The sequence below is a fragment of the Frigoribacterium sp. PvP054 genome, assembly GCF_040547465.1.
In the GTDB taxonomy this organism is placed as follows: domain Bacteria; phylum Actinomycetota; class Actinomycetes; order Actinomycetales; family Microbacteriaceae; genus Frigoribacterium.
Genome location: NZ_JBEPPU010000001.1, coordinates 585582 through 607310, shown reverse-complemented (window position 1 = coordinate 607310; position 21729 = coordinate 585582). Strand labels below are relative to the sequence as shown.

At 74.6% G+C, this 21729-nt stretch carries 23 protein-coding genes; 7 read left to right on the top strand and 16 right to left on the bottom strand.

The window, feature by feature from the left end; translation table 11 throughout:
• Window positions 1-188: 188 nt before the first annotated feature.
• Both ABID81_RS02815 and ABID81_RS02810 read right to left on the bottom strand, forming a co-directional pair.
• On the bottom strand, window positions 189-863 hold the full coding sequence (locus ABID81_RS02815) for a PadR family transcriptional regulator (RefSeq protein ID WP_354593300.1): 675 nt from the start codon (window positions 861-863) through the stop codon (window positions 189-191).
• Window positions 864-1027: 164 nt separating this feature from the next.
• Window positions 1028-1951: an HpcH/HpaI aldolase/citrate lyase family protein gene (locus tag ABID81_RS02810; RefSeq protein WP_354593299.1), complete on the bottom strand. Its 924-nt coding sequence runs from the start codon at window positions 1949-1951 to the stop codon at window positions 1028-1030.
• Between the two features lie 167 nt (window positions 1952-2118).
• Between ABID81_RS02810 and ABID81_RS02805 the strand changes: the two genes are divergently transcribed.
• From ABID81_RS02805 to ABID81_RS02795, 3 genes are all read left to right on the top strand, one after another.
• Entirely contained in the window at window positions 2119-3711 is a 1593-nt protein-coding gene (locus ABID81_RS02805) for a hypothetical protein (protein ID WP_354593298.1), read from the top strand.
• Between the two features lie 112 nt (window positions 3712-3823).
• Window positions 3824-4540, top strand: coding sequence for a hypothetical protein (locus ABID81_RS02800; protein WP_354593297.1), 717 nt, complete (start codon window positions 3824-3826; stop codon window positions 4538-4540).
• A 175-nt stretch (window positions 4541-4715) separates the two neighbouring features.
• Window positions 4716-6011 carry an Nramp family divalent metal transporter gene (locus tag ABID81_RS02795; RefSeq protein WP_354593296.1) on the top strand — a complete coding sequence of 432 codons (1296 nt, stop codon included), beginning with the start codon at window positions 4716-4718 and terminating at the stop codon, window positions 6009-6011.
• Window positions 6012-6146: 135 nt separating this feature from the next.
• On the opposite strand, the gene ABID81_RS02790 is transcribed toward ABID81_RS02795, so the two are convergent.
• The gene (locus ABID81_RS02790) at window positions 6147-7256 is read right to left on the bottom strand and encodes an alpha/beta fold hydrolase (protein ID WP_354593295.1); all 1110 of its coding nucleotides are present in this window, start codon (window positions 7254-7256) and stop codon (window positions 6147-6149) included.
• Between the two features lie 152 nt (window positions 7257-7408).
• Here ABID81_RS02790 and ABID81_RS02785 point away from each other — a divergent pair, with 152 nt between their 5' ends.
• Window positions 7409-8119 carry an SRPBCC family protein gene (locus ABID81_RS02785; RefSeq protein ID WP_354593294.1) on the top strand — a complete coding sequence of 237 codons (711 nt, stop codon included), beginning with the start codon at window positions 7409-7411 and terminating at the stop codon, window positions 8117-8119.
• A gap of 85 nt (window positions 8120-8204) precedes the next feature.
• On the opposite strand, the gene ABID81_RS02780 is transcribed toward ABID81_RS02785, so the two are convergent.
• Window positions 8205-8765 (bottom strand): DUF1990 domain-containing protein, encoded by a 561-nt coding sequence (locus ABID81_RS02780; RefSeq protein ID WP_354593293.1) that lies wholly within the window; start codon window positions 8763-8765, stop codon window positions 8205-8207.
• A 48-nt stretch (window positions 8766-8813) separates the two neighbouring features.
• Between ABID81_RS02780 and ABID81_RS02775 the strand changes: the two genes are divergently transcribed.
• Window positions 8814-9431, top strand: a complete 618-nt coding sequence (locus ABID81_RS02775; RefSeq protein WP_354593292.1) for an RBBP9/YdeN family alpha/beta hydrolase — start codon at window positions 8814-8816, stop codon at window positions 9429-9431.
• 108 nt (window positions 9432-9539) lie between these two features.
• Here ABID81_RS02775 and ABID81_RS02770 read toward each other — a convergent pair whose 3' ends face one another.
• The 12 genes from ABID81_RS02770 to ABID81_RS02715 all read right to left on the bottom strand — a co-directional run bounded on the left by ABID81_RS02770 (window position 9540) and on the right by ABID81_RS02715 (window position 19522).
• Window positions 9540-10826, bottom strand: coding sequence for a M18 family aminopeptidase (locus tag ABID81_RS02770; RefSeq protein WP_354593291.1), 1287 nt, complete (start codon window positions 10824-10826; stop codon window positions 9540-9542).
• Between the two features lie 106 nt (window positions 10827-10932).
• Window positions 10933-11262, bottom strand: coding sequence for a hypothetical protein (locus ABID81_RS02765; protein ID WP_354593290.1), 330 nt, complete (start codon window positions 11260-11262; stop codon window positions 10933-10935).
• Between the two features lie 72 nt (window positions 11263-11334).
• Window positions 11335-12012, bottom strand: coding sequence for a tetratricopeptide repeat protein (locus ABID81_RS02760; protein ID WP_354593289.1), 678 nt, complete (start codon window positions 12010-12012; stop codon window positions 11335-11337).
• A 44-nt stretch (window positions 12013-12056) separates the two neighbouring features.
• On the bottom strand, window positions 12057-12962 hold the full coding sequence (locus tag ABID81_RS02755; RefSeq protein WP_354593288.1) for a DNA-3-methyladenine glycosylase family protein: 906 nt from the start codon (window positions 12960-12962) through the stop codon (window positions 12057-12059).
• 23 nt (window positions 12963-12985) lie between these two features.
• A complete protein-coding gene (locus ABID81_RS02750; protein ID WP_354593320.1) occupies window positions 12986-13630 on the bottom strand; it encodes a DNA-3-methyladenine glycosylase I in 645 nt (214 codons plus the stop codon).
• Window positions 13631-13701: 71 nt separating this feature from the next.
• Window positions 13702-14325 carry a methylated-DNA--[protein]-cysteine S-methyltransferase gene (locus ABID81_RS02745; RefSeq protein ID WP_354593287.1) on the bottom strand — a complete coding sequence of 208 codons (624 nt, stop codon included), beginning with the start codon at window positions 14323-14325 and terminating at the stop codon, window positions 13702-13704.
• Entirely contained in the window at window positions 14322-14897 is a 576-nt protein-coding gene (locus tag ABID81_RS02740) for an RNA polymerase sigma factor (protein ID WP_354593286.1), read from the bottom strand. The genes ABID81_RS02745 and ABID81_RS02740 overlap by 4 nt, the downstream gene beginning before the upstream one ends.
• A gap of 1 nt (window position 14898) precedes the next feature.
• Complete coding sequence (locus ABID81_RS02735; protein ID WP_354593285.1) at window positions 14899-15417, bottom strand: methylated-DNA--[protein]-cysteine S-methyltransferase; 519 nt, start codon at window positions 15415-15417, stop codon at window positions 14899-14901.
• A 224-nt stretch (window positions 15418-15641) separates the two neighbouring features.
• Window positions 15642-15920, bottom strand: coding sequence for an acylphosphatase (locus ABID81_RS02730; RefSeq protein ID WP_354593284.1), 279 nt, complete (start codon window positions 15918-15920; stop codon window positions 15642-15644).
• A 134-nt stretch (window positions 15921-16054) separates the two neighbouring features.
• On the bottom strand, window positions 16055-17041 hold the full coding sequence (locus ABID81_RS02725; RefSeq protein WP_354593283.1) for an aldo/keto reductase: 987 nt from the start codon (window positions 17039-17041) through the stop codon (window positions 16055-16057).
• 168 nt (window positions 17042-17209) lie between these two features.
• Window positions 17210-19222 carry a carboxypeptidase regulatory-like domain-containing protein gene (locus ABID81_RS02720; protein WP_354593282.1) on the bottom strand — a complete coding sequence of 671 codons (2013 nt, stop codon included), beginning with the start codon at window positions 19220-19222 and terminating at the stop codon, window positions 17210-17212.
• Window positions 19223-19384: 162 nt separating this feature from the next.
• The gene (locus tag ABID81_RS02715) at window positions 19385-19522 is read right to left on the bottom strand and encodes a hypothetical protein (protein WP_199738651.1); all 138 of its coding nucleotides are present in this window, start codon (window positions 19520-19522) and stop codon (window positions 19385-19387) included.
• A 168-nt stretch (window positions 19523-19690) separates the two neighbouring features.
• Between ABID81_RS02715 and ABID81_RS02710 the strand changes: the two genes are divergently transcribed.
• Window positions 19691-21058 carry an MFS transporter gene (locus ABID81_RS02710; RefSeq protein WP_354593281.1) on the top strand — a complete coding sequence of 456 codons (1368 nt, stop codon included), beginning with the start codon at window positions 19691-19693 and terminating at the stop codon, window positions 21056-21058.
• Window positions 21055-21669, top strand: coding sequence for a thermonuclease family protein (locus ABID81_RS02705; RefSeq protein ID WP_354593280.1), 615 nt, complete (start codon window positions 21055-21057; stop codon window positions 21667-21669). The genes ABID81_RS02710 and ABID81_RS02705 overlap by 4 nt, the downstream gene beginning before the upstream one ends.
• Window positions 21670-21729 lie beyond the last annotated feature (60 nt).

Below are 21729 nucleotides of genomic sequence, written 5' to 3'. Positions count from 1 at the left end.
GGGGCCCCCCCCCCCCGCCCCCGCGGGGGGGCCCCCGCGGGGGGGGGGGGGGGGGGGGGGCGCCCCCCGGGGGGGGCGGGGGGGCGGGGGGGGGGGGGGGGGGGGGGGGGGGGGGGGGGGGGGCGCCCCCCCCCCCCCCCCCCTCCCGGGGTGCCCGCCTCGGCGACCGAGCCGACGCCGGCCGGGCCTCAGTCGGCCAGGATCGCGTACAGCGCGCGTCGGGTCTCGTCGAGCTTGGCGGTGGCGGCGGCCCGCTGGGCCTCGCTGCCGTCGTGGTGGAACTGCTTGACGACGCCCATCAGCTTCATGAGGCTGGTCTGGAACTCGCGGTCGGTGTCGCTGGCGTCGTCGGCCGTGGCGGCCCACGCCTTCTCGATCTCGTCGGCGTGCTCGGCCACGTAGGCGCGACCCGCCTCGGTCAACGTGAAGACGCTCTTCGTGGCGGCCTCGTCGCTCGAGATGAGCTCTTCGTCGACGAGTTGCTGCAGCGTGGGGTAGACCGAGCCGGGGCTGGGCCTCCACGTGCCGTCGGTGCGTTCGGCGATCGCCTTGATCAGGCCGTAGCCGTTCGAGGGGGCGTCGGCGAGCAGCGACAGGATCGCCAGTCGCACGTCGCCGCGTCGGGCGCGTCCGCGTCCGCCGCGGCCCGGGCCGAATCCGCCGGGGCCGAAGCCCGGGCCGCCGGGGCCGAAACCGGGGCCGAAGCCGCCGAAGCCGGGGCCCGGGCGGAAGCCGCGGCCGAACGGGCGGCCGAAGCGGCCGTGACCCTCGCCGCGGCCGAAGGGATCGCGACGGGCGTCGGGGGAGTCGTGGTGGTGGCGACGGGGGTCGCCGTGGTTCTCGGGGGTGAAGTCGGTACCCATGGGGTACTCCTTTCGGGTCGGGGAGAAGTCGAGATCGCGACGTCCTGTCGCGATGTGTCAAAGATATGTCGTTGACTATCGCGAGTCAACCCCTGGCTTGAGATCTCGACAAAAAGAGGAGGCGCACCCCTGGTGGGGCGCGCCTCCTGTCGTCGTCTTGCGGGTCAGCTCGCGGGCTGCACCCCGAACGCGGACGCGAGCTTCTCGATCTTCTGGGCACGGCCCAGGCGCGGCAGGTCGCTGCCGTCGCGGATGACGCGGCCGCGGCCCTCGAAGTCGGCGAGGAAGTCCTGTGCCCAGGCGACGTCGGACGGCGTGGGGCTGATGACCTCGTTGATCACCGGCAGCTGCTCGACGTCGAGGCAGAGCTTGCCGGTGAGGCCGAGGGCGACGGCCACTGACGACTGTTCGCGCAGCACGGGGTGGCTGCTGCCGACCGTCGGGCCGTCGATCGGGCCGGGCAGGCCGCCGATGCGGCTGGCCACGACGAGGCGCGAGCGGGGGTAGGCCATGGCCAGGTCGTCGGCGCTCGTGCCGGTGTCGCGGCGGTAGTCGCCGCTGCCGAACGCGAGGCGGAAGGCGCCGCGGGCCTTGGCGATGGCGGGGCTCTCTTCGATGCCGAGGGCCGACTCGACCAGCGCGAGCACCGGCACCGCGCCTCCGAGGCGGTCGAAGGTCTCGGTCACGTGCTCCGGTGCCTCGGTCTTCGCGAGCATGACGCCGTGCAACCCGGGCAGGCCCATGAGGGCGTCGACGTCGTCGGACCAGAAGTCGGTCGACCGGTCGTTGATGCGCACCCACGCCTCACCGCCGCCGGTGAGCCAGGAGACGACGTCGTCGCGGGCGGCGGGTTTGCGGGCGGGGTCGACCGCGTCCTCGATGTCGAGCACGATCTGGTCGGCGCGCGACGTCCGGGCCGAGTCGAAACGGTCGGGCGCCGTGCCGGGCACGAGCAGCCACGACCGGGCGATGTCGGGGTTCGGTCGGGTGCGGCCGGCCCCCGGGGCCCGGCGCGTGGTCGAGGCGGCCCCGGTCGATCCGGCGTCGGTCGAGGTCGGGTCGGAGGGGGTCTGGCTGGTGTCGGTCATGACGTCGTCGTCCTTCGTCGCTCGGCGGTCCCGTCCACGCTACCGGCTCGCCCGGGCCTGCGAGTCCTCCCGGCCCGGGCGGGGGCTCCCGGCCCGCGGTGTCGTTCGGGCGTAACGTTCAGGAGGATCACAGATCCAGGGAACGACCCCACCGACAGGAGTGAGCCATGACCGACGCGAACGATCCGCGGCGCGACCGCCCCGACCACGAGGGACGCGATCCCCGGCACGACGACGACTCGAACGACGCCGGACGCCCCGATGAGGCCGACCGGGCCGACCAGGGCGAGGCGCCCTACGGCTCGCAGGTGCCCACCCAGCAGCCCCCGGCCGTCGACTTCGGCTCCGATGCCCCGACGCAGCAGCAGCCCGCCGTCGACTTCGGTTCCGACGCTCCGACGCAGCAGCAGCCCGCCGTCGACTTCGGTTCCGACGCCCCGACGCAGCAGGCGTCCGTCGCCGACGCCGACGACCGCCCCGTGGTGGCCGAGGCACACGACACCCGGACGACGTCGGACGTGGAGGCGCTGCCCGACTCGGTCCCGGCCGAGTACGTCCCCGGCGACACGGCCGCCGACCGCACCGGGCCGTCGGACGGTGCCGCGCCCTCCGACGACACCGATCGTCGCGACTCCGACCGGAACGACACCGAGGTCCTCTCGGAGTCCGACCGCGACGCGGCCTCGACCGACCGCGACGCGGCCTCGACCGACCGGGACGCGTCGTCGACCGACCGCGACGCGACGTCGACCGACCGCCCCACCGAGGCGATCCCGATGGTGGCACCGTCCGAGCCCGCGCCGCGTGCCTGGTCCGCGTCGTCCGACGGCAACCGCCGTCCGTTGCACGACGACGAGGCGCTGCGGGCCGCCGAGGCCGCACGCGCCGGAGACCCCGCCACGGGCGACCGGGGCGACGACACGGCCACCGCGGCGTCCGCGACCGCGGCGACAGGCGCCTCCCCGTCCGGGCACGAGCCCTGGGTCGACGACCGCTCGGACGCCGAGCGCGACGCCGTCGACCGGGCCGCAGCCGACCGTCAGCCCTCGTTCGGGCAGGACGCCCCGACGGTCGTGGCCCCCACCGCAGCCGCCGCAGGAGGCGCGGCCGCGGGTGCCGCCGCTGGTCGCGACACCGGCTCCCACGCCTACCCCCTCGTCAAGGACTCCGGCATCGACCACGTGTCGGTGCGCCGCGAGTTGCTCGCGCAGCAGAAGGAGGAGTTCGGCGGCATCCGCTTCGGCGCCGGCCTGCTCGGCTGGTTCGCCGCGACCGGCTTCGGCCTCGTCATGATCACCATCTTCGGCGGCGTCCTCGCGGCCTGGGGTGGCGTCGCGTCTGGGTCGACCGCCATGGCCGACCTGCGCACCTTCACCACCGACAACGCGGACGCCCTGGCGCTGACCTCGGGCATCGTCGTGCTCGCGATCATCTTCTTCGGCTACCTGATCGGCGGGTACACGGCCTCGCGCATCGCCCGCTTCAGCGGCTTCAAGCAAGGGCTCGCGACCTGGCTCTGGGGCGTCGTGATCACGATCGTCCTCGCCGTGGTCGTGGGCGTCGTCGGCACTCAGAGCGGCGACTCGTCGTCGCCGAACCCGTTCGTCCCCTCGATGGACGACCTGCAGTCCTCGTCCGTCGCCGGCCTGATCGGCCTCGGGGCGGTCGTCGTGCTGAGCTTCGGCGGCGCCGTCCTCGGTGGCGTGCTGGGGCAGCGTTACCACCGCAAGGTCGACCGCTTCTACGCAGAGGACGAGTGAGCCCCGCGAGGGGCGGGCCGGTCGGCCCGCCCCTCGCCCCTCGCCCCATCCGACGCCGCCCGGGCGTCGAACACCGATCAACCCCACCGGGCAGCACAGACAAGGACCACTCATGCGCACCCCCACCCGTTCGTCCCTCGGCCGAGGCGTCCTCGGCGTCGTCGCCACCGGAGCCCTGGCGTTCTCGCTCGCGGCCTGCGCCTCGACCTCGGACTCCGAGAGCAACAACACCGCCCCGACCCACCCCGTCAACCAGACCCGCGAGCCCGGCCCGGGCGAGAGCCTGATGCCCGCGGCCTCCATCGCCGACCTGTCGAACGGCGTCGACACCCAGGTCGCGGTCGACTCGTCGTTCGTCGCCGCGCTCACCTCGCTCGGCCTCACCCCCGGCGTCGTCGGCACGGCGACCTTCACCGACGGGACGTTCTCGTTCCCGATCACGGGCGGCCACGTCGACTACTACGGCCCCGACAGCTCGGTGCGCCCGTACGTCCAGGGCGAGATCGACCACGACGGCTCGGGCCTGTCGCTGACCGCCGGCGACACCGTCGTCCAGTTGACCGACTTCCGCATCGACCCGGGTGAGTCGAAGCTGTTCGGCACCGTGACGGCGAACGGCGAGGTCGTGGCCGAGGACGCCTACCTGTTCAACCTCTGGGGCGGCACGCTCAAGCCCCTCGAGGTCGTCGACGGCGACGCCGTGCTCGAGGGCACGACGGTGCACGTCAGCCCCGACGCCGCCGAGCTGCTGAACCAGACCTTCGACACCGACGCCGTCCAGGACGAGATGCTCGTCGGCGTCGCGAAGATCACCGCCGCCACGGAGTAGCGCTCCTCCGCGGCTCGATCCGCTACCTGACGGATCGGCCTCGAACCCGGTTTCGAACCATGAACCCAATTCCTTCTGGGTTCATGGTTCGAAACCGGGTTTTTCGGCACCAGCCAGGATTGAGCCTAGTCCACAAGCAAGTTTCGGTAGACCGAAACCTTGCTAGGGTCGAGGCATGAGCTCGACCGACGCCCACCGTGCCGACCCCGACCGGCCGCGCGTCGACCGGGCGATCGACGGTGACCACCAGCCGGTGGTGCACGCCCGGCCGCGGGGCACCCTGCTCGGGCCGGCGTTCGTGGCGGCCATCGCCTACGTCGACCCCGGCAACGTCGCGGCCAACCTCACCGCGGGCGCCGCGTACCAGTACACGCTGCTCTGGGTGCTCGTGCTGGCCAACGCCATCGCCGTGCTCGTCCAGTACCTGTCGGCCAAGCTCGGCATCGTCACGGGGCGCTCGCTGCCCGAGGTGATGGGCACGCGCCTCCGTCGTCGGCCCCTCCGCCTCGCCTACTGGGGGCAGGCCGAGCTCGTGGCGGCCGCGACCGACGTCGCCGAGATCATCGGCGGGGCCCTCGCCCTGCAGCTGCTGTTCGGCGTGCCCCTCGTCGTCGGCGGCCTCCTCACCGGGCTGGTCTCGTTGGGCCTGCTCATGCTGACGAGGTACCGCGGCGGACGGGTGTTCCAGACCGTCGTCATCGGGCTGCTCGCGGTGCTGACGCTCGGCTTCTGCGCCGGATTGCTCTTCGCCCCGCCCTCGGCCGGGGGCATGCTCGCCGGTCTCGTCCCCCGCTTCGAGGACAGCACCGCCGTGCTGCTCGCCGCCTCGATGCTCGGCGCGACGGTCATGCCGCACGCGGTCTACCTGCACTCCGCGCTCACGCGCGACCACCACGGCGTCGTCGCCGAGGGGGCCGACCGGGCGCGCGTGCTGAGGGCCACGCGGTGGGACGTCGTCCTGGCCCTGCTGGTCGCCGGTGGCGTCAACGTCGCCATGCTCGTGCTCGCGGCGTCGACCCTGGCCGGGCAGGAGGGCACCGACACGATCCCGGGGGCGCAACGGGCCATCGCCGCCGCGCTCGGGCCGGTCGTCGGCGTCCTGTTCGCGGTCGGTCTGCTCGCCTCCGGCCTGGCGTCGACGTCGATCGGGGCGATGGCCGGTGCCGAGATCATGAAGGGCCTGCTGCACGTGCAGGTGCCGCTGACGGTGCGCCGGGTCGTCACGCTGATCCCGGCCCTCGTGCTGCTCGCGACGGGCATCAGCCCGACCTGGCTGCTCGTGCTGAGCCAGGTCGTGCTGAGCTTCGGCATCGCCTTCGCCCTCGTGCCGCTCGTCGTCGCGACCAGCGACCGCGCGCTCATGGGCACGGGCGTGAACGCGGTCGGCACGCGGGTCGCGGGGTGGGCGGCCGTGGTGGTCGTCGTCGCGCTCAACCTCGTGCTGATCGGGCTGACCGTCTCGGGGGCGTGACGGGCGCGGTCGCCGCGACCCGCGCCTCCTGCGCCGTCGGCTGCCGGGTGCGCCCCGGAGTGCCGTGGTCCCACCCTGCGCCGTCGGCTGCGGGGCGCGCCCCGGGGCGCACCCCGGTCTCGTCCGGCGGCCCGCTCAGCCTCGGGCGTCGTCGGTGGTGGGCTCGATGTGCGGACCGTCGTCGGGGTCGTCGCCGGCGGCGGCCTTCTCGGCCTGCCGACGGTCGAACGCCGCCTGCATCGACTCGGCGTGGTCGGTCTTCGCCTTCGCGAGGGCCTCGTCGTCGCCGCGCATGGTGGCGACGGTCGAGCGCAACCGGGCCCCGACGGCCTTGACGAGATCGGCCGGACTCGGGCTGAAGTCGTCGCTCTCGTCACCGTCGCCCGCGTCGACGTAGTGGTGCAGCTCGTCGCTCTCGTCGTGGCGGATCGGCTGCTGGGCGTGCTCGACGCAGAGCTTGGCGACCTCTTCGGCGTGGGCGTGCATGACCGAGTGGGCGGCGCCGGGCATCTCCCACAGGCGCGACGACGGCAGCAGCTCGCCGACCCGGCGCACCCACTCGCGCGGGGCGACGGCGTCGTGCTCGCCGCGGATCACCAGGGTGTCGGCGGTGATCGCCGGCAGGTGCTGCTCGATCGGGTACGTCATCATCTTCGGCAGGATGCGCGAGAACCACCGCACGCCGCAGAGGACGTAGGCGCTGAGGGCCAGGAACTTGACGCGCCCGGGTTCGTGCCAGGCCGCCCGCGCGAACCGCACGCCCTGTGAGAGGACGTTGCGGTGGGCCGGGTCGATGACGGGGCCGATGAGCACGACAGTCGTGAGGTCGGGCCGGCGAGAGGCGAGGTCGACCACGATCTGGGTGCCCATCGAGTGCCCGACGACGACCGGGTCGTCGAGCCCCAGCTCGTCGACGGCGGTGCCCACCAGGTCGGCGTACTCGCGGATGGTCAGGGCGTGACCCGGGTGCGGCACCCCGGCGAAGCCCGGCAGGTCGAGGGCGTGCACGGGGCCGAACTCGTTGAGGTTCGGGGCGAGGCGCTCGAAGTAGTCGGACGAGACGCCGATGCCCGGCACCAGGACGAACGGCCGTTCACCGGTCTCGCCGATGGTGTTGACCCGCACGTAGAGGTCGCCTCGCTCGACCCGACGGACGGTGACCCTGGTGTCGACGTCGGAGGCCCGGGCGGCGTCGCGGGCGGCCGCTCGGCGGGCGGAGCCGGTGGGGCGACGTCGAGGGCTCATCGGATCAGTCTGGCACGGCGCGCCCTTCGCCCGGAGCGCTGGCGCGGTGTCGTCCGTCGGTGCCAGGCTGACCGGAGCAGGTCGTACGCGACGCCCCGCGTCCGGCGACCCGCCACCCTCGACCTGCCACCCTCGACGAGAGAAGAGTCACCGTGCCCGCAGCCGACGTCGTCCGCACCGTCACCCTCGCCGCGCCTCCCGCCGTGGTCTTCGAGGCCGTCACCACCGGCACCGCCGGGTGGCTCTGGCCCGGCGAGGTGGAACCCCGAGAAGGAGGCGCGGCGGGGCCGGGTGCCGTCGTCACGGCCTGGCAGCCGGGTCGCCACTACGCCAACCGCACCGAGGGCGAGGGCGGATGGTTCAACGAGCTCGACTTCGCCCTCTCGGACGTCGACGAGACCGGCGGCTCCACCCACCTGACCTACCGGCACTCGAGCGTCTTCGACGTCGGGCAGCTGCCGGGGGTCGAGGCCCACACCGACTTCTACCTGCACACCCTCGCCGAGTACGTCGCGTGGTTCCCGGGTCGCGCGGCGACCTTCACGAGCGTCGACGCCCCCGGATCGTCGGCCGAGCCGGGCTCGTTCGAGCGGGTGCTGCGGGCGCTCGACCTGGCCGACGACGTCGAGGTCGGGGACGCCGTCGTCGTCGACCTGCCCGGTGTGGGACCCGTCGCCGCCGGCCTGTCGTACCGTACGGCGTCCTTCGTCGGCCTCCGGACGGGCACCGCGCTGGTCCGCGTCTTCGGGCGTGAGGCCTGGGGCGCCGGGGTGAGCGTCAGCGTCCACGACCTCGCCGAGGCAGCCGACGGTGCGGCGACGGAACGGGCCTGGCAGGGGTGGCTCGACGGCCTGTTCGGGTGAGCCGCGCCTCCTCGGCGGGGCGGCCGGGACGCAGGGCGGTCGAACGGCCGGGCGGCCGGGCGGCCGGGCGGCGGGGACGCCGTCGTCAGGCGGACGCCACCACGTCGTCGAGGGCGCGCAGGTTGCGGCGCAGGACGAGCGACAGGGCGAGGGTCGACGCCGGTCCGGCGGCCCGCATCCACCAGGCGGCGGGTCGCCAGACGACGCGGATGTCGAGCGTGACGCGGTCGTCGTCGTGGTGGCGCACGCGGTAGCTCTCCCAGCCGCGCTGCGGGTGGCCGACCAGGGCGGCGTGGCCGAAGCCGATCTCGGTCTCGGACCGCACGACGGCGAACACCCGGCACGCGACGGGCGGGTGCAGCGGGCCGAAGGTGACGCCCCACACGCTCGTCGCGCCGACGGTCACGCGGTCGGGCACCTCGAGGGGCACGAAGCCCGAGCCGCGGTGCACCTGCCAGAGCAGCACGGCGTCCCCCGCGGCCTCGAAGGTGGCCCGGCCGTGGCCGATCACCCGGCTGCGGGTCGTCACGTGGAACCCGGGGGGCGGCGGACCGTCGAGGGTCGGCTCGCCGTCGAACGCGTAGCCGTCGCCGAACCGCGCCCGGGGCGAGCGGGTCGATCGTGACCCGGGCGGCTGTGACGTCATGGGTCGACCCTGCCACGCCACGGGGCCCGGCCGGGGCATGATCGGAGCGTGACCGACGCGACCGTCCCGACGCCGACCCCTCCTGCGGCCTACCTGATCCTGCACGGCTGGCAGAACCACCGGCCCGAGGACCACTGGCAGCACCGACTCGCCGCCGAGCTCGAGGCCCGTGGGCACGCGGTGCGCTACCCGCAGCTGCCCGACGCCGACGAGCCCACGCCCGCCGCGTGGGAGGCCGCGGTGCGGCGCGAACTCGCCGCCCTGCCGGCGGGCCGACCGGTGACGGTGCTGTGCCACAGCCTGTCGTGCCTGCTCTGGTTGAGGCTGCAGGCCGGGGACGCGCCTCCGCGGGCCGACCGGGTCGCGCTCGTCGCGCCTCCGTCGCCCGAGCTGATCGCCGGGCAGCCGATCCACGCGTTCGTGGCCGGCGACCTCTTCGACGGGCGCCTGCTCTCACCGGGCGGGGCCGCCGAGTCGGTCGTCGTCGCCGGGGACGACGACGAGTGGCTGCCCCTCGGCCCGGTGGACACCTGGGAGGCGCGGGTCGACGCCCCGGTCGTCGTCGTGCCCCGGGGCGGTCACCTCACCCCCGACTCGGGCTACGGCGAGTGGCCGGCCGTGCTGGCCTGGGCGCTCGGGTCATCTGCGGCGGAGGCGTTCGGCTGAGGCCGCGCCGCGTCGTCCGCGGCGCGTCCGGGCGCTGCGGCTACGCGCCGGGCGCCGGGCGCCGGGCGCCGGGCGGCGGGCGGCGGGCGCCGGGCGCCGGGCGCCGGGCTACGCGTCCGGCGCGAGGAACGCCGCGGCGGCGCGCGACAGGTAGGCCGGGTCGTCGACGCCGCAGAGCTCGCGGGCCGAGTGCATGCCGAGCAGCGGGATGCCGACGTCGATCGTCCGGATGCCGAGCCGCGTCGCCGTGATCGGCCCGATCGTCGAGCCGCAGGGCACCGAGTTGTTCGACACGAACTCCTGGAACGGCACGCCGGCCTGCTCGCAGGCCCGCGACCACTCGGCCGCCCCGAGCCCGTCGGTGGCGTAGCGCTGGTTCGCGTTGATCTTGAGCAGCGGTCCGCGGTTGACCACCGGCTGGTTGACCGGGTCGTGGCGCTCGGGGTAGTTCGGGTGGACCGCGTGCCCGGCGTCGGCACTCAGGCACCACGAGCCGGCGAGGGCGCGGCGGTGGTCGGTGGTCGTCGCGCCGAGACCGGCCGAGACCCGCGCGAGCACGTCCTCGAGCAACGGCCCGGCGGCACCGGACGGCGTGGCCGAACCGACCTCCTCGTGGTCGAACGCGGCGAAGACGGCGACGTGGTCGAGCTCGACGCCCGACGTCGCCGTCTCGATCAGCGCGACGAGACCGGCGTGGGTCGAGGACAGGTTGTCCATGCGTCCGGCGGCGAACAGCTCCCCGCTCAACCCGAGGACGGCAGGAGGCGCGGTGTCGGCCACGACCACGTCGTACCCGGTCACGTCGGCTCCCGTCAGCCCGGCCAGGCCGGCGAGGTGACCGAGGACGTCGGCCTCGTCGAGCGGCCCCGCCCCGACCACGGGGTCCAGGTGGCGCTGGGGGTCGAGCTTCAGGCCCTCGGCGTTGACCCCGCGGTCGAGGTGGACGGCCAGCTGCGGGAAGCGCAGCAACGGACCGGTGCGCACGAGATGCGTCTCGCCCCCGCGGGTGACCAGCCGACCCGCGAACTCGAGGTCGCGGTCGAGCCACGAGTTGAACAGCGGCCCGCCGTAGACCTCGACGCCTGCCTGCAGCCAGCCCCGGGTGCCGGTGGTCGGCTTGGGCTTCAGCTTGAAGCCGGGGGAGTCGGTGTGCGCCCCGACCACGCGGAACGGCGTCGTGGCCGTCGCCGTGGCCGGTTCGATCCAGGCGATGACCGCGCCGTCGCGCACGACGTAGCGGCGACCCGGGCCGTCGGGCCACTCGGCGGTCTCGTCGAGGGCGGTGAACCCGGCCTCGTCGAGCCGACGGGCGGCCTCGGCCGCGGCGTGGAAGGACGAGGGCGAGGCCTGGATGAAGCGGGCGAAGTCGTCGAGGTGGGGGCGCGTGTCGGTCATCCCCACCAGCATGCACCACCCCGTGGCTGCCGAGACCCCACGAGGTCGCCGAGACCCCGGCGCGCGCACCGGGGTCTGGGCGACTTCCTGGGGTCTCACACCGGGGTCAGCGGCCGCCGCTGCCGCCGCGGTTCGCCCCGATGTCGCCCCGGTGGGCGTTCGCCTCGGGGTCGGCCGAGTGCGGGTCCTCGTCGTCGAGCGTGAGGGCGGCGTCCTGCTCGCCCGAGACGCCCCCGGGGCTGACGGCGACGTAGCCGTCCTCGCCCGAGTGGCTACCACCGAGCGGCTGGGTGACGTCACCGTCGGGCGTCGCGTCGCCAGCGCCGGCGGGCTCGCCCTGGGTGTCGGTCGGGCTCGTGCCGTGGGTCGCTCGGTGCGTCTCGACGGCTGCGGCCTCGACCGCGGCCTGGTCGTCGGGGATGCTGTCGCTGGTCATGGTCGTGCCTCTCCTGGCCGGGATCGTGACGGGGCCTCCGACGCTAGGCGCGTCGCCCCTCCGACGCCCGCGTCATGCAGGACGACCGTCCCATCCCGACACCGCGCCCACCGCGAAGACGAGACCGGCCACGAGCAGGAGCGAGGCGATCGACGGGAAGACGATCGTCCGCGAGCGGACGCCGTGGACGATCCAGGCGACGAGGGCCACGATGCTCGCGACCACGACGATCGTCGACACCACGGCCGTCAGCGTCGACGGGGCGTCCAGCCGCCCCCTCCAGAGCACGGCCGCCACACCTGGCAGGACGGATGTCGTCCAGAGCGGCAGGAGCATCTCGTCGACGGGTCCCGACAACTGCCATCCGTCGTCGTCCCAGCGCTTTCGGTAGGACCCGTCGACGTGGGTGCCCCCGAGGTGCGGGGGCAGGATCGCCGTGAGGTCCCGCGGCAGGTCGCTGCCGGGTCGGAGCCTCAGGTACGTGCGGAGACGGTCGACGGTGGTGATCCCGGTCAGCACCCGCCAGAACACCCGACGTTCGTGCGCCGTCGTGTACCCGTCGATCACGATGCCCCAGCGGGCCGCCTGGTCCACGTGGCCCTCGGCGCGGGCGAAGTCGGCCAGGGCCATGCGGACGACCAGGTCCCTCGGCGCCTGCTCGGCCAGCGCTCGCAACAGGACCCGCGCCTCCTCGAACTCCTCCGCGTCGCGATGCGCGGTGACGCGCTCGAGGGTGCTGTCGACGTCCACGGGGCAAGCATCGACGATCCGTCGCATCGGCGGCGCCGGGGGCGTCACGGCGCGGTCGGCAGCACCGCGGCCCAGAGGTGGAACAGCGCGTAGGCGCGCCAGGGCGACCACGCCGCGCCGGCGGCCTCGGCCTGCTTCGTCGTGAGTCCGCCCATCACGCGACGCAGCACGAGGTCGCCCGCGGGCCAGGCGTCGCGGTCGCCGAGGGCGCGCACCGCGAGGTACTCGACCGTCCACGGGCCTATGCCGGGCACGGCGAGCAGGCGTCGACGGGCGTCGGCGTGGTCGACGTCGGGCGCGATCACGAGCCCGTCGGCGACGACCTCGGCCAGGGCGTGGATCGTCCGCGCCCGGCTGTTCGTCACCCCGACCGCGGCCCGCAGCTCGTCGACGTCGACGGCCGCCAGCCGGTCGGCCCGGGGGAACCGCGTGAGGCCCGTCCCCGCGACCGGATCGCCGTGGGCCGCGACGAGCCGCCCGGTGAAGGTGCGCGCCGCGGCGAGCGAGACCTGCTGCCCGAGCACGGTCATCACGGCCGTCTCGAACCCGTCGGGGTTGCCCGTCACGCGGATGCCCGGCCGCGCCGCGACGAGCGGCCCGAGCACCGGGTCGCCGGCGAAGCCCCGCTCGACGTCGTCGAGGTCGGTGTCGAGGTCGAGCCAGGCGCGGACGACGCGTCCGGCCTCGGCGACCGTCGCCTCCGTCGGCACCACGCCGTCGGGCCCGGTCACCGCGACGTCGACCCCGGTCGACGCGAGCGACAGATCCAGCCGGTGGGAGGCGCGCTCGGCCCCCGAGCCCAGCTCGACCAGTCGCGCGTGCGTCGCCGCACCGACGTCGGTGGCCTCGGCCCCCGGCACGCTGTGCGCGGCCAGCAACCCCACGGCGTGCCGGTGGTCCCAGGCGCCGACGGGTTCGAGGGTGAACCGCGAGGCCGTCGCGCCGCGCACCGGAACCGCCTCGGGTGAGTCCGTCACGACCCGGCCGCCCGGCCGCCGCCGGCCACCGCAGCGCCGCCGGCCGCCACGGGCCGACCGTCGTCACCCCACACCCCGGACGACCCGCGGCGGTGGCTGTCGACGAGGTGGGTGTCGACGATGCCGGCGGCTTCCATGAGGGCGTGCATGGTGGTCGGCCCCACGAAGGTGAACCCCTTCGCCTTGAGCGCCTTCGACAGCGCGATCGACTCGGCGGAGGTCGTCGGCACCTCGGCCATCGTGCGGGGCCGGGGCGTCTCGGCGGGCCGGAACGACCAGACGAGGTCGACGAGACCGCCCTCCGCCCGCAGGTCGAGCGTCGCCCGCGCGTTGCGGATCGTCGCGTCGACCTTGAGACGGTTGCGCACGATGCCTGCGTCGGCCATCAGCCGGGCCCGGTCGTCGTCGTCGAAGCGCGCGACGACCTCGGGGTCGAAGTCGGCGAAGGCCGCGCGGAACGCCGGACGCTTGCGCAGGATGGTCGCCCACGACAACCCCGACTGGAACGCCTCGAGGCTCAGTCGCTCGAACAGTCCCCGCTCGTCCCGGACCGGCAGGCCCCACTCGGTGTCGTAGTAGTCGCGGAGCAGCGGGTCGGTCGAGGCCCAGACCGGGCGGGCCAGGCCGTCGTCGCCGACCACGACCCCGGTGCCCGCGAGGCCGGGAGCGGTGCCGGTGCCGGCGTCCGGGGCGCTTCGGCCCGCGACGTCGCTCACGCGTGCGCCTCGAGGTCGATCAGGGTCTGCTTCGCCGCCATGCCCCCACGGTAGTTGCCCGCCGTCCCGTCGCTCCGCACCACCCGGTGGCAGGGCACCACGACGGGGAGAGGGTTGGTCGCGCAGGCCGTGCCGACGGCCCGCACCGCCCGGGGGCTGCCCGACGCGAGGGCCACGGCGGCGTAGCTCGCCGTCGAGCCGTAGCCGATGTCGGGCAGGTGCTCGAGCACGGTCAGCTGGAACCCCTTCGACAGCCGGCGGTCGAGCGGCAGGTCGAAGGATCGGCGCTCGCCGCGAAAGTACTCGTCGAGCTCTCGTGCCGCGTCGTCGAGCCGGGACGGCGCCTCGACGACCCGCGGGCTGACGGTCGCGGCCAGGCGGTCGAGCACCGCGTCGTGGCCCTCGAGCTCGAAGGCCACCCGCAGCACCCCGACGTCGGTCGCGCAGACGAGCAGCCGCCCCACCGGCGAGTCGAGGGTCCGGTAGGCGACGTCGACCGCCCCGGCGTCGAGCGCGGACGCCGCGAAGCGTGCGTGCAGGGCGGCGAGGTGGCCGTCGGCCGGGTCGAGGCCGGCGAGCAGGTCGCGCGTCGCGTCGGCGTCGGCAGGGGTGGCGGTCATCGGACGCCCTTCGGCTCGGGGGTCGGGGTCGGGGTGGAGGTGCGGGTCGCGACACGACCCCGACCTGCGGCGGGCGACGCTCCGGCGGGCGGCGCCGCGTCCGGGTCGCGGAGCAGGCGTCGCAGGGCGGCGATCCCGTCCGCGGAGGCGCGGCGCGCCGCGTCGGCGCTGATGCCGGTCACCTCGGCGACCTCGCGGTGCGAGAGCCCCACGAGGTGGTGGTAGACGACCGCGCGTCGCTGCCCCGGCGGCAGGCCGCGGAGCGCCGCGTCGAGTTCGTCCGTCCGCGCGAACGCCTCGTCGTGAGGAGGCGCGGGCGGCGGTTCGGGCACCGTCTCGACCGGTCTCGGGTGCCGCTCCCGCGCCCGCAGCACGTCGATCGCCTTGCGGTGCGCGACGGTCACCAGCCACGCCTCGAGGTTCGTCGTCGGGGGCAGCGAGGGGTAGGCGACGAGCGCCGCGACGAACGTCTCGCTCCAGGCGTCGTCGGCGTCGTGCTCGTCGAGGACGGCCCGGCAGACGCGCCACACGGTGCGACCGTGCCGGGCGACGACGCGCTCGAAGGGTTCCACGTCAGAACAGCCGGCCGGTCTCGGGGCCCGAGGGCTGCTCGGCCTCGAGCCCGAGCAGGAACCGCTTGCGGTCGAGGCCGCCGGCGTAGCCGACGAGCGCCCCGCCCGACCCGACCACGCGGTGGCAGGGCACGACGATGCTCAGCGGGTTCAGCCCGTTGGCGGCGCCGACCGCCCGGGCCAGCCCCACGCCGCCGAGCGAGGTGGCGAGCTGCCCGTAGCTGCGGGTTGCTCCGTACGGGATGTCTCGCAGCAGCGCCCACACCCGCCGCTGGAAGTCGTTGCCGCGAGGGGCCAGCGGCAGGTCGAACGTGCGACGTGCGCCGGCGAAGTACTCGCCCAGCTGGCGACGGACCTCGGCGAAGTCGCTCAGCCCGACGCCACGGTGCGAGACCGGTCCGAAACCCGACGGGTCGGGCAGGTGGCGGTGCTCGGCGAAGTAGACGCCGACGAGCCCCGTCTCGCCGCCCACGACGGTCAGCGAGCCGACGGGGGTGTCGACGGTGGTGTGGACGCTCACGGTGCCCTCCTGGCTCTCGGCGATGGTACCCACCCCGTAGACGCCACCAGCCAGGCAGATGTGAGGTGACCGACCGAACCGGTCCGGGTGATCCGACCGGCCCGTCGAGCGGTTACCCTGGAACGCCCGGTCCGGGCACTCCACACTGTCGGGTGTGTGCGAGCGTCCGGGCCGGGTCTCGTCCGTCCCCGGTGTCGCCGACCGCCCCGCGCGGCGTCACGGCCTCAGCGACGCGTCTCGAACGCGCTCTCGCCCACCGGCTCGACCTCGCTCACGTCGACGCGGTCGACCCGCGCCCCGCGGGGTCCCTCGCGCAGCCACTCGAGCAGCAGCGCCACGCGGTCGGGTCGCCCCTCGACCTCCACCTCGACGGTCCCGTCGGGCCGGTTGCGGACGAACCCGCCGACCTCGAGCCGGTCCGCCTCGCCCTCGGTCGAGAAGCGGAAACCCACGCCCTGCACCGAGCCGTGCACGAGGGCCCGGCGTCTCATCACGTCGTCCATCGCTCGACCGTACCCGCGCCTCCTCGGTCCGGCCCCACCCGTTCCGTCCCGAGATCGCCCCCGGACCGCCGAGTGGACGGGACGCCACGACCTGCCGCGGTGTCCCGTCCACTCGACGGTGTGGTGCCGGCGACCTACTTGTCGACCGTCGACATGTCGGCGTAGCGGGCACCCTGGGGTGCCGCCACGTCGTCGAGCTGGTGCACCTGCTCGGCGTCGAGCACGACGTCGTCGGCCGCGACGTTCTCGTCGAGGTAGGCGCGGCGCTTGGTGCCGGGGATCGGGACGATGCCCTCGCCCTTGGCGAGCAGCCAGGCGAGCGCGACCTGGCCGGGCGTGGCACCGACGGCCCGGGCGACCTCGTCGACCTGCTGCACGATGCGGACGTTGGCCTGCAGGTTGTCACCCGAGAACCGCGGCGCGAACCGACGGAAGTCGTCCTCGGCGAGTTCGTCGACCGAGCGGATGGTGCCGGTGAGGAACCCCCGGCCGAGCGGCGAGTAGGGCACGAAGCCGATGCCGAGTTCGCGGACGGTCGGCAGGATCTCGGCCTCGGGCTCGCGGCTCCACAGCGACCACTCGGTCTGCAGGGCGGTGATCGGTTGCGTGGCGTGCGCACGGCGGATCGTCTCGGGTGCGGCCTCGGACAGCCCGAGGTACCGCACCTTGCCGGCGGTGACGAGCTCGCCCATCGCGCCGACGGTCTCCTCGATCGGCACCTGCGGGTCGACCCGGTGCTGGTAGTAGAGGTCGATGTGGTCGATGCCGAGGCGCTGCAGGGAGCCGTCGACCGAGCGGCGCACGTACTCGGGTCGGCCGTCCACGGCACGCTCCGCGCGGGCCTCGGGGTCCGTGACGTTGCCGAACTTGGTAGCGACGACGGCCTGGTCGCGTCGCCCCTTGAGCGCCCGGCCGAGCAGCTGCTCGTTCGTGTGCGGGCCGTACATGTCGGCGGTGTCCAGCAGGGTGACGCCCACGTCGAGCGCGCGGTGGATGACGCGCACCGACTCGTCGTCGTCGGTGCTGTTGCCGGTGTAGAAGGCGGACATGCCCATGAGGCCGAGGCCGAGGCGGCCGACGTCGAGTCCGCCGTCGACCTGGCCGAGTGTGGTGTTCTTCATGGCCCGAGCCAACTCCCTCGCGTCGGCCGACGACCCAGGCCGCGTCGAGGCGACCACGACCGCCCGCCCCGGGTCGACGGGCCGACGGACCGCAGGAGGCGCGGTGCCCGTCGAACGGACACCGCGCCTCCTCTGCCTCACGGGGTCAGGCCCCGGGGGCCGCCGCGGTCAGCGGCGCCCCGCCCGGCGACGGGTCACGGCCGAGCCGGTGACGAGCGCGAGGCCGAGGGCCAGGGCGGCTGCCGCGACGCCGAGCGGCAGGCCCGGCTCGCTGCCGGTGTAGGCGAGCGGTCGGCCCGAGCCGCCGGTGCCCGTGCCGCCCGTGCCCGGGTCACCGGCCGCCGGCACGACGGGAGCCGGCGTGACGGTCGGGTCCGGGGTCGGCTCGGGGTCGGGGACCGGCGTCACCACGGGAGGCGCGGCGAGGGTGATCGTCGGGACGGTCCCGTCCGCGAACGGCGCCGTGAACGACCCGATGGTCTCGCCGTCCGCGACGACGTCGTAGGTCGTGCCGGGGACGAGGTCGTCGGCCCGGTACACGCCCGCGGCGTCGGTCGTCGGGGTGGCGACGGGCTCGGGGTCGGTGGCGTCGGCCTCGACCAACGACAGCTCGAGCCCGGCGGCGGGCGTCCCGTCCGAGGCCACGACGGTGCCCTCGACCGACACGGACGCCGGGGCCGCGATCTGCAGCGGCGGGATGGTGCCGCTCGTCTCGGGGGCGGTGATGGTGACGGCCGAGTCGACGTCCTCGTTCAGGACGACGTCGTACTCCTCGCCGGGGAGGAGGCCGCCGGCGGTGAAGCCACCGGCCGCGTCGGTCTCGACGCTGGCGACGGGCGTGGTCTCGCCGACCGGCACGATGTCGACGATCGAGCCCTCGGCCGGGGCCGAGCCGTCGGGCTCGACGATGCTCGTGGTGATCTCGACCGTCGCCGGCAGGGTGATGACGGCGCCCGTGGCGGTCGTCACGGGTCCGAACGCGATGCCGCGGACGAGGTCGACGACGTCGTACGACAGGGCGGGGTCGAGACCGGGGAAGGCCAGGGTGCCGTCGGCGGCCGTGGTGGCGACGGCGATCAGGTCGCCCGTGCCGTTCACCCGCAGGCCGACCTCGCGCCCCGCGACCGGGGTGGTCCCGTCGGCCTCGACGACGCTCACGGTCAACGGTGCGGTGGCCGGGATCGCGGTCGCACCCGTGAAGGCGAAGTCGAGCCCGGGGAGGTCGTCGCCGGCGATGGTCGCAGGCAGGGCGTCGAGCGGGTCGGCCCCGTCCGGCGTCTCGACCGAGACCTCGTACGGCGTGCCGCTGACGAGGCCGGGGACGTCGTAGCCCCCGTCGGCGTCGGTGCGGACCGGCAACCCAACGACCTCGCCCGTGTCGGAGTCCGTGACGGTGACGAGGGCGCCCGCGACGGGCGCACCGTCGTCGGTCACGTCCCCGCTCGCCGTGAACGTCTTGGTGACGAACCAGGTCTGGTACACCGGGAACCCGGCCCGCTGCTGGTAGGTGAAGGTCAGCGTCGTCAGCGGCACGGTCGGGCTGAACCAGGCGGCGGCGCCCTCGGTGTCGGCCGCGGCCGCGTTGCCGGTCAGGACGCCCGTGGAGGCGTTCCACGAGGGCACGTCGCGCAGGTTCGCCGCGTCGCACGAGGGGCCACCGGCGGTGCGGCAGTAGTTGTAGGTGCTCTGGAACCCGAGGGCGCTCGCCGGCACGGCCGCACCGTCGGCCCCGGTGGCCGACACGGTCACCTGGTCGGCGTCGACGTCGCCCAGGACGAACGACCAGTCGCTCGCGGGGGTGGCCCGGTCGAAGGTGTAGGTCGTGACCGACGCGGCGGCGGCCGTGGGGGAGTCCTGCGCGGGGCGCAGGTTGAGGTACGGGCGGCCGCGGCTCGAGTCGTACTCCGCACCGACGGGCGTGCCCGTGCCCTGCCAGGTGCTCGACCCGCTGGGGATCGTCGCCTGGCGCGAGGTCGACGTGAAGGTCGCCTGCGGGAAGTCGCCCGGCAGGGTCATGGTGCCGGCGTAGGCACGAGCCGTCCCGTCGACGGTGAAGTCGGCCCAGCCGACCGTTCCCGGACCGGCGGCGGACGCGCTCGTCGCGCCTCCGAGTGCCAGGGCGCCGGCCACGACGACCGTCACCCCCGTCGCCGCCCACGCCCTGATGCGCTCGTTGACCATGTCGTCGCCCCTCCGGGCCCGCCCCTGACGCGGGCCACGACTCCGAGGTTATGTCAGCTGTGGGCCTGCTGTCACACCCCGTCCGTCAGACGACGAAGGGGCGCCGCCTCGCGACCGGTCGGACCGGCGTCGAGGGCGGCGCCCCTTCGGGGACGTCGTGCGTCAGCGCTTCTTGACGTTCGAGACGATGTCTTCCGAGTGGCTGCCCGTCGCTCCCTTGGCCTTCTTGTCGGCGCGCTTCTCCTTCAAGGAGCGCACGGCCACCTTCGCGGTGCCTTTTTTCGCTGATTTCTCTGCCATGGTGGTGCCTCCGTCGCGGACCGAGATGATCCGGTCCGCCCGAGGCTACGGTGCGGCGGGCCCGGTGTCTGTAGCGCCGTCGATCTTCACGGCTCCTACACTGCCCTGGGGCCCGCACGGCCTCCACCCCCGCCCGACCCCGCCGACCCGCCGAGACGACAGGCCCCGATGACCCCCGTCCCCACCTCGACCCCGGTCGCCCCGACGCGCAGCGAGCGCCTCGACGAGCTGCCGTTCACCTCGAAGCACCGCCGCCTGCTCGCCGGCTCGGGCATCGGCTGGGCGCTCGACGCGCTCGACGTCGGACTGCTCTCGTTCGTCATCGCCCAGCTCATGACCGTGTGGAGCGACCAGGCCGGTCAGCTCGCGTGGGTCGCCTCGGCCGGCTTCGCGGGCATGGCGATCGGTGCGGCACTCGGCGGCTCGTTGGCCGACCGGATGGGTCGCAAGACGGTCTTCGCCCTGACCCTGCTGCTCTACGGCCTCGCCACGGGCCTCTCGGCCCTGTCGTGGTCGGTCGCCGTGCTGCTCGTGCTGCGGTTCGTGGTCGGCCTCGGGCTCGGGTCCGAGCTGCCGGTGGCGTCGACCCTGGTCAGCGAGTTCTCGCCGCGGCGCATCCGCGGCCGCGTGGTCGTGCTGCTCGAGGCGTTCTGGGCCGTGGGGTCGATCGCCGCCGCGCTCGTCGGCTACCTCGTGATCCCGACGAGCGACGACGGCTGGCGCTGGGCGCTGCTGATCGGCGCGGCGCCGGCGCTCTACGCCGTCTTCGTGCGGCTCAGGATGCCCGAGTCCGTCCGGTTCCTCGAGTCCCGGGGGCGCCACGACGAGGCCGAGCGCACCGTCCGCGCCTTCGAGGAGGCCGCCGGCGTCGCCGCCCCGACCGCCCCGACCGCCACCCGCGGGGAGGCGCGGGTCGTCGACGAGCCGGCCCGCGCCTCCGTCGGTCGGCTGTTCGGCGCCGGCATGACGCGTCGAACGGTCGCGATCTGGGTGGTCTGGTTCATGACCAACTTCTCGTACTACGGAGCCTTCGTCTGGCTGCCCTCGCTGCTCGTGGCCGCCGGGTTCCCGCTCGTGCGGTCGTTCGAGTACGTCCTGGTCATCACCCTGGCGCAGCTGCCGGGCTACGCGGCCTCGGCCTGGCTGATCGAGCGCTGGGGCCGTCGGGGCACCCTCGCGACGTTCCTGCTCGGGTCGGCCGTGGCGGCCTCGTTCTTCGGTTTCGGGGCGGTCAGCGGCAGCGTCGCGCAGATCCTCGTCGCGGGGATGGCCTTGTCGTTCTTCAACCTCGGCGCGTGGGGCGCGCTCTACGCCGTGACGCCCGAGCTCTACCCGACGGCGTTGCGGGGCACGGGGGCGGGCTGGGCCGCGGGGGTGGGCCGGATCGCCTCGATCGCGGCCCCGCTGTCGGTGCCGCCGCTGATCGCCCTCGGCGGCCCGCCCACCCTGTTCGTCGTGTTCGGTGCGGTCTTCGTCGTGGGGGCCGTGGCCGCGACCCTGCTGCCCGAGCTCCGCGGCACGCGGCTCGCCGAGTGAGCGCGCGTCGACCCGGGCGGCCGACCAGCCGCCGCACGTCGCCGCGACGGCTGGCCTGGCTCGTCGTGGTGCTGGTGGCGGGGGCCGTCCTCGTGGCGTTCCCGCGCCTCCTCGGCGGTGAGTCGGGGGGCGGCGCCGGTGACGGAGGCGCAGGAGGCGCGGGTGCGGCCCCCGTGCCCACGAGCGTCCCGGCCGGCAGCGTCGAGGCCGTGGTCGACCGGGTCGTCGACGGCGACACCGTAGTCGTCACGGTGGCGGGGGAGCGCGAGCGCATCCGCCTGATCGGCGTCGACACCCCCGAGACGGTGAAGCCCGACGCCCCGGTCGACTGCTTCGGCCCCGAGGCGAGTTCGTTCACGACGTCGGCCCTGCCCGAGGGGTCGACCGTCTGGCTCGAGGACGACGCCTCGCAGGGCGACGCCGACCGCTACGACCGCCTGCTGCGGTACGTCTGGTCGCCCGACGGGACGATGCTCAACGAGCGACTCGTCGCCGGCGGGTACGGCCGCGAGGACACCTACGACGACGCGTACCGCTACCGCGACCGGTTCGTCGGAGCCGAGGCGTCGGCCGAGGCGTCGCGCGCCGGGCTCTGGGGCGCCTGCGGCTGACACGGCGCGGATCACGGCGGATCACGGCGGATCACAGGCGCGTCGACCAGAATCGTCGGG

Bases quoted from the DNA above. Each gene is read 5' to 3' on its own strand.
- ABID81_RS02790 (WP_354593295.1), bottom strand. From the start codon at position 7,256: ATGAGCCCTCGACGTCGCCCCACCGGCTCCGCCCGCCGAGCGGCCGCC.
- ABID81_RS02720 (WP_354593282.1), bottom strand. From the start codon at position 19,222: ATGGTCAACGAGCGCATCAGGGCGTGGGCGGCGACGGGGGTGACGGTC.
- ABID81_RS02745 (WP_354593287.1), bottom strand. From the start codon at position 14,325: ATGACCGCCACCCCTGCCGACGCCGACGCGACGCGCGACCTGCTCGCC.
- ABID81_RS02770 (WP_354593291.1), bottom strand. From the start codon at position 10,826: ATGACCGACACGCGCCCCCACCTCGACGACTTCGCCCGCTTCATCCAG.
- ABID81_RS02715 (WP_199738651.1), bottom strand. From the start codon at position 19,522: ATGGCAGAGAAATCAGCGAAAAAAGGCACCGCGAAGGTGGCCGTGCGC.
- ABID81_RS02800 (WP_354593297.1), top strand. From the start codon at position 3,824: ATGCGCACCCCCACCCGTTCGTCCCTCGGCCGAGGCGTCCTCGGCGTC.
- ABID81_RS02815 (WP_354593300.1), bottom strand. From the start codon at position 863: ATGGGTACCGACTTCACCCCCGAGAACCACGGCGACCCCCGTCGCCAC.
- ABID81_RS02710 (WP_354593281.1), top strand. From the start codon at position 19,691: ATGACCCCCGTCCCCACCTCGACCCCGGTCGCCCCGACGCGCAGCGAG.
- ABID81_RS02810 (WP_354593299.1), bottom strand. From the start codon at position 1,951: ATGACCGACACCAGCCAGACCCCCTCCGACCCGACCTCGACCGACGCC.
- ABID81_RS02780 (WP_354593293.1), bottom strand. From the start codon at position 8,765: ATGACGTCACAGCCGCCCGGGTCACGATCGACCCGCTCGCCCCGGGCG.
- ABID81_RS02795 (WP_354593296.1), top strand. From the start codon at position 4,716: ATGAGCTCGACCGACGCCCACCGTGCCGACCCCGACCGGCCGCGCGTC.
- ABID81_RS02765 (WP_354593290.1), bottom strand. From the start codon at position 11,262: ATGACCAGCGACAGCATCCCCGACGACCAGGCCGCGGTCGAGGCCGCA.
- ABID81_RS02725 (WP_354593283.1), bottom strand. From the start codon at position 17,041: ATGAAGAACACCACACTCGGCCAGGTCGACGGCGGACTCGACGTCGGC.
- ABID81_RS02730 (WP_354593284.1), bottom strand. From the start codon at position 15,920: ATGGACGACGTGATGAGACGCCGGGCCCTCGTGCACGGCTCGGTGCAG.
- ABID81_RS02805 (WP_354593298.1), top strand. From the start codon at position 2,119: ATGACCGACGCGAACGATCCGCGGCGCGACCGCCCCGACCACGAGGGA.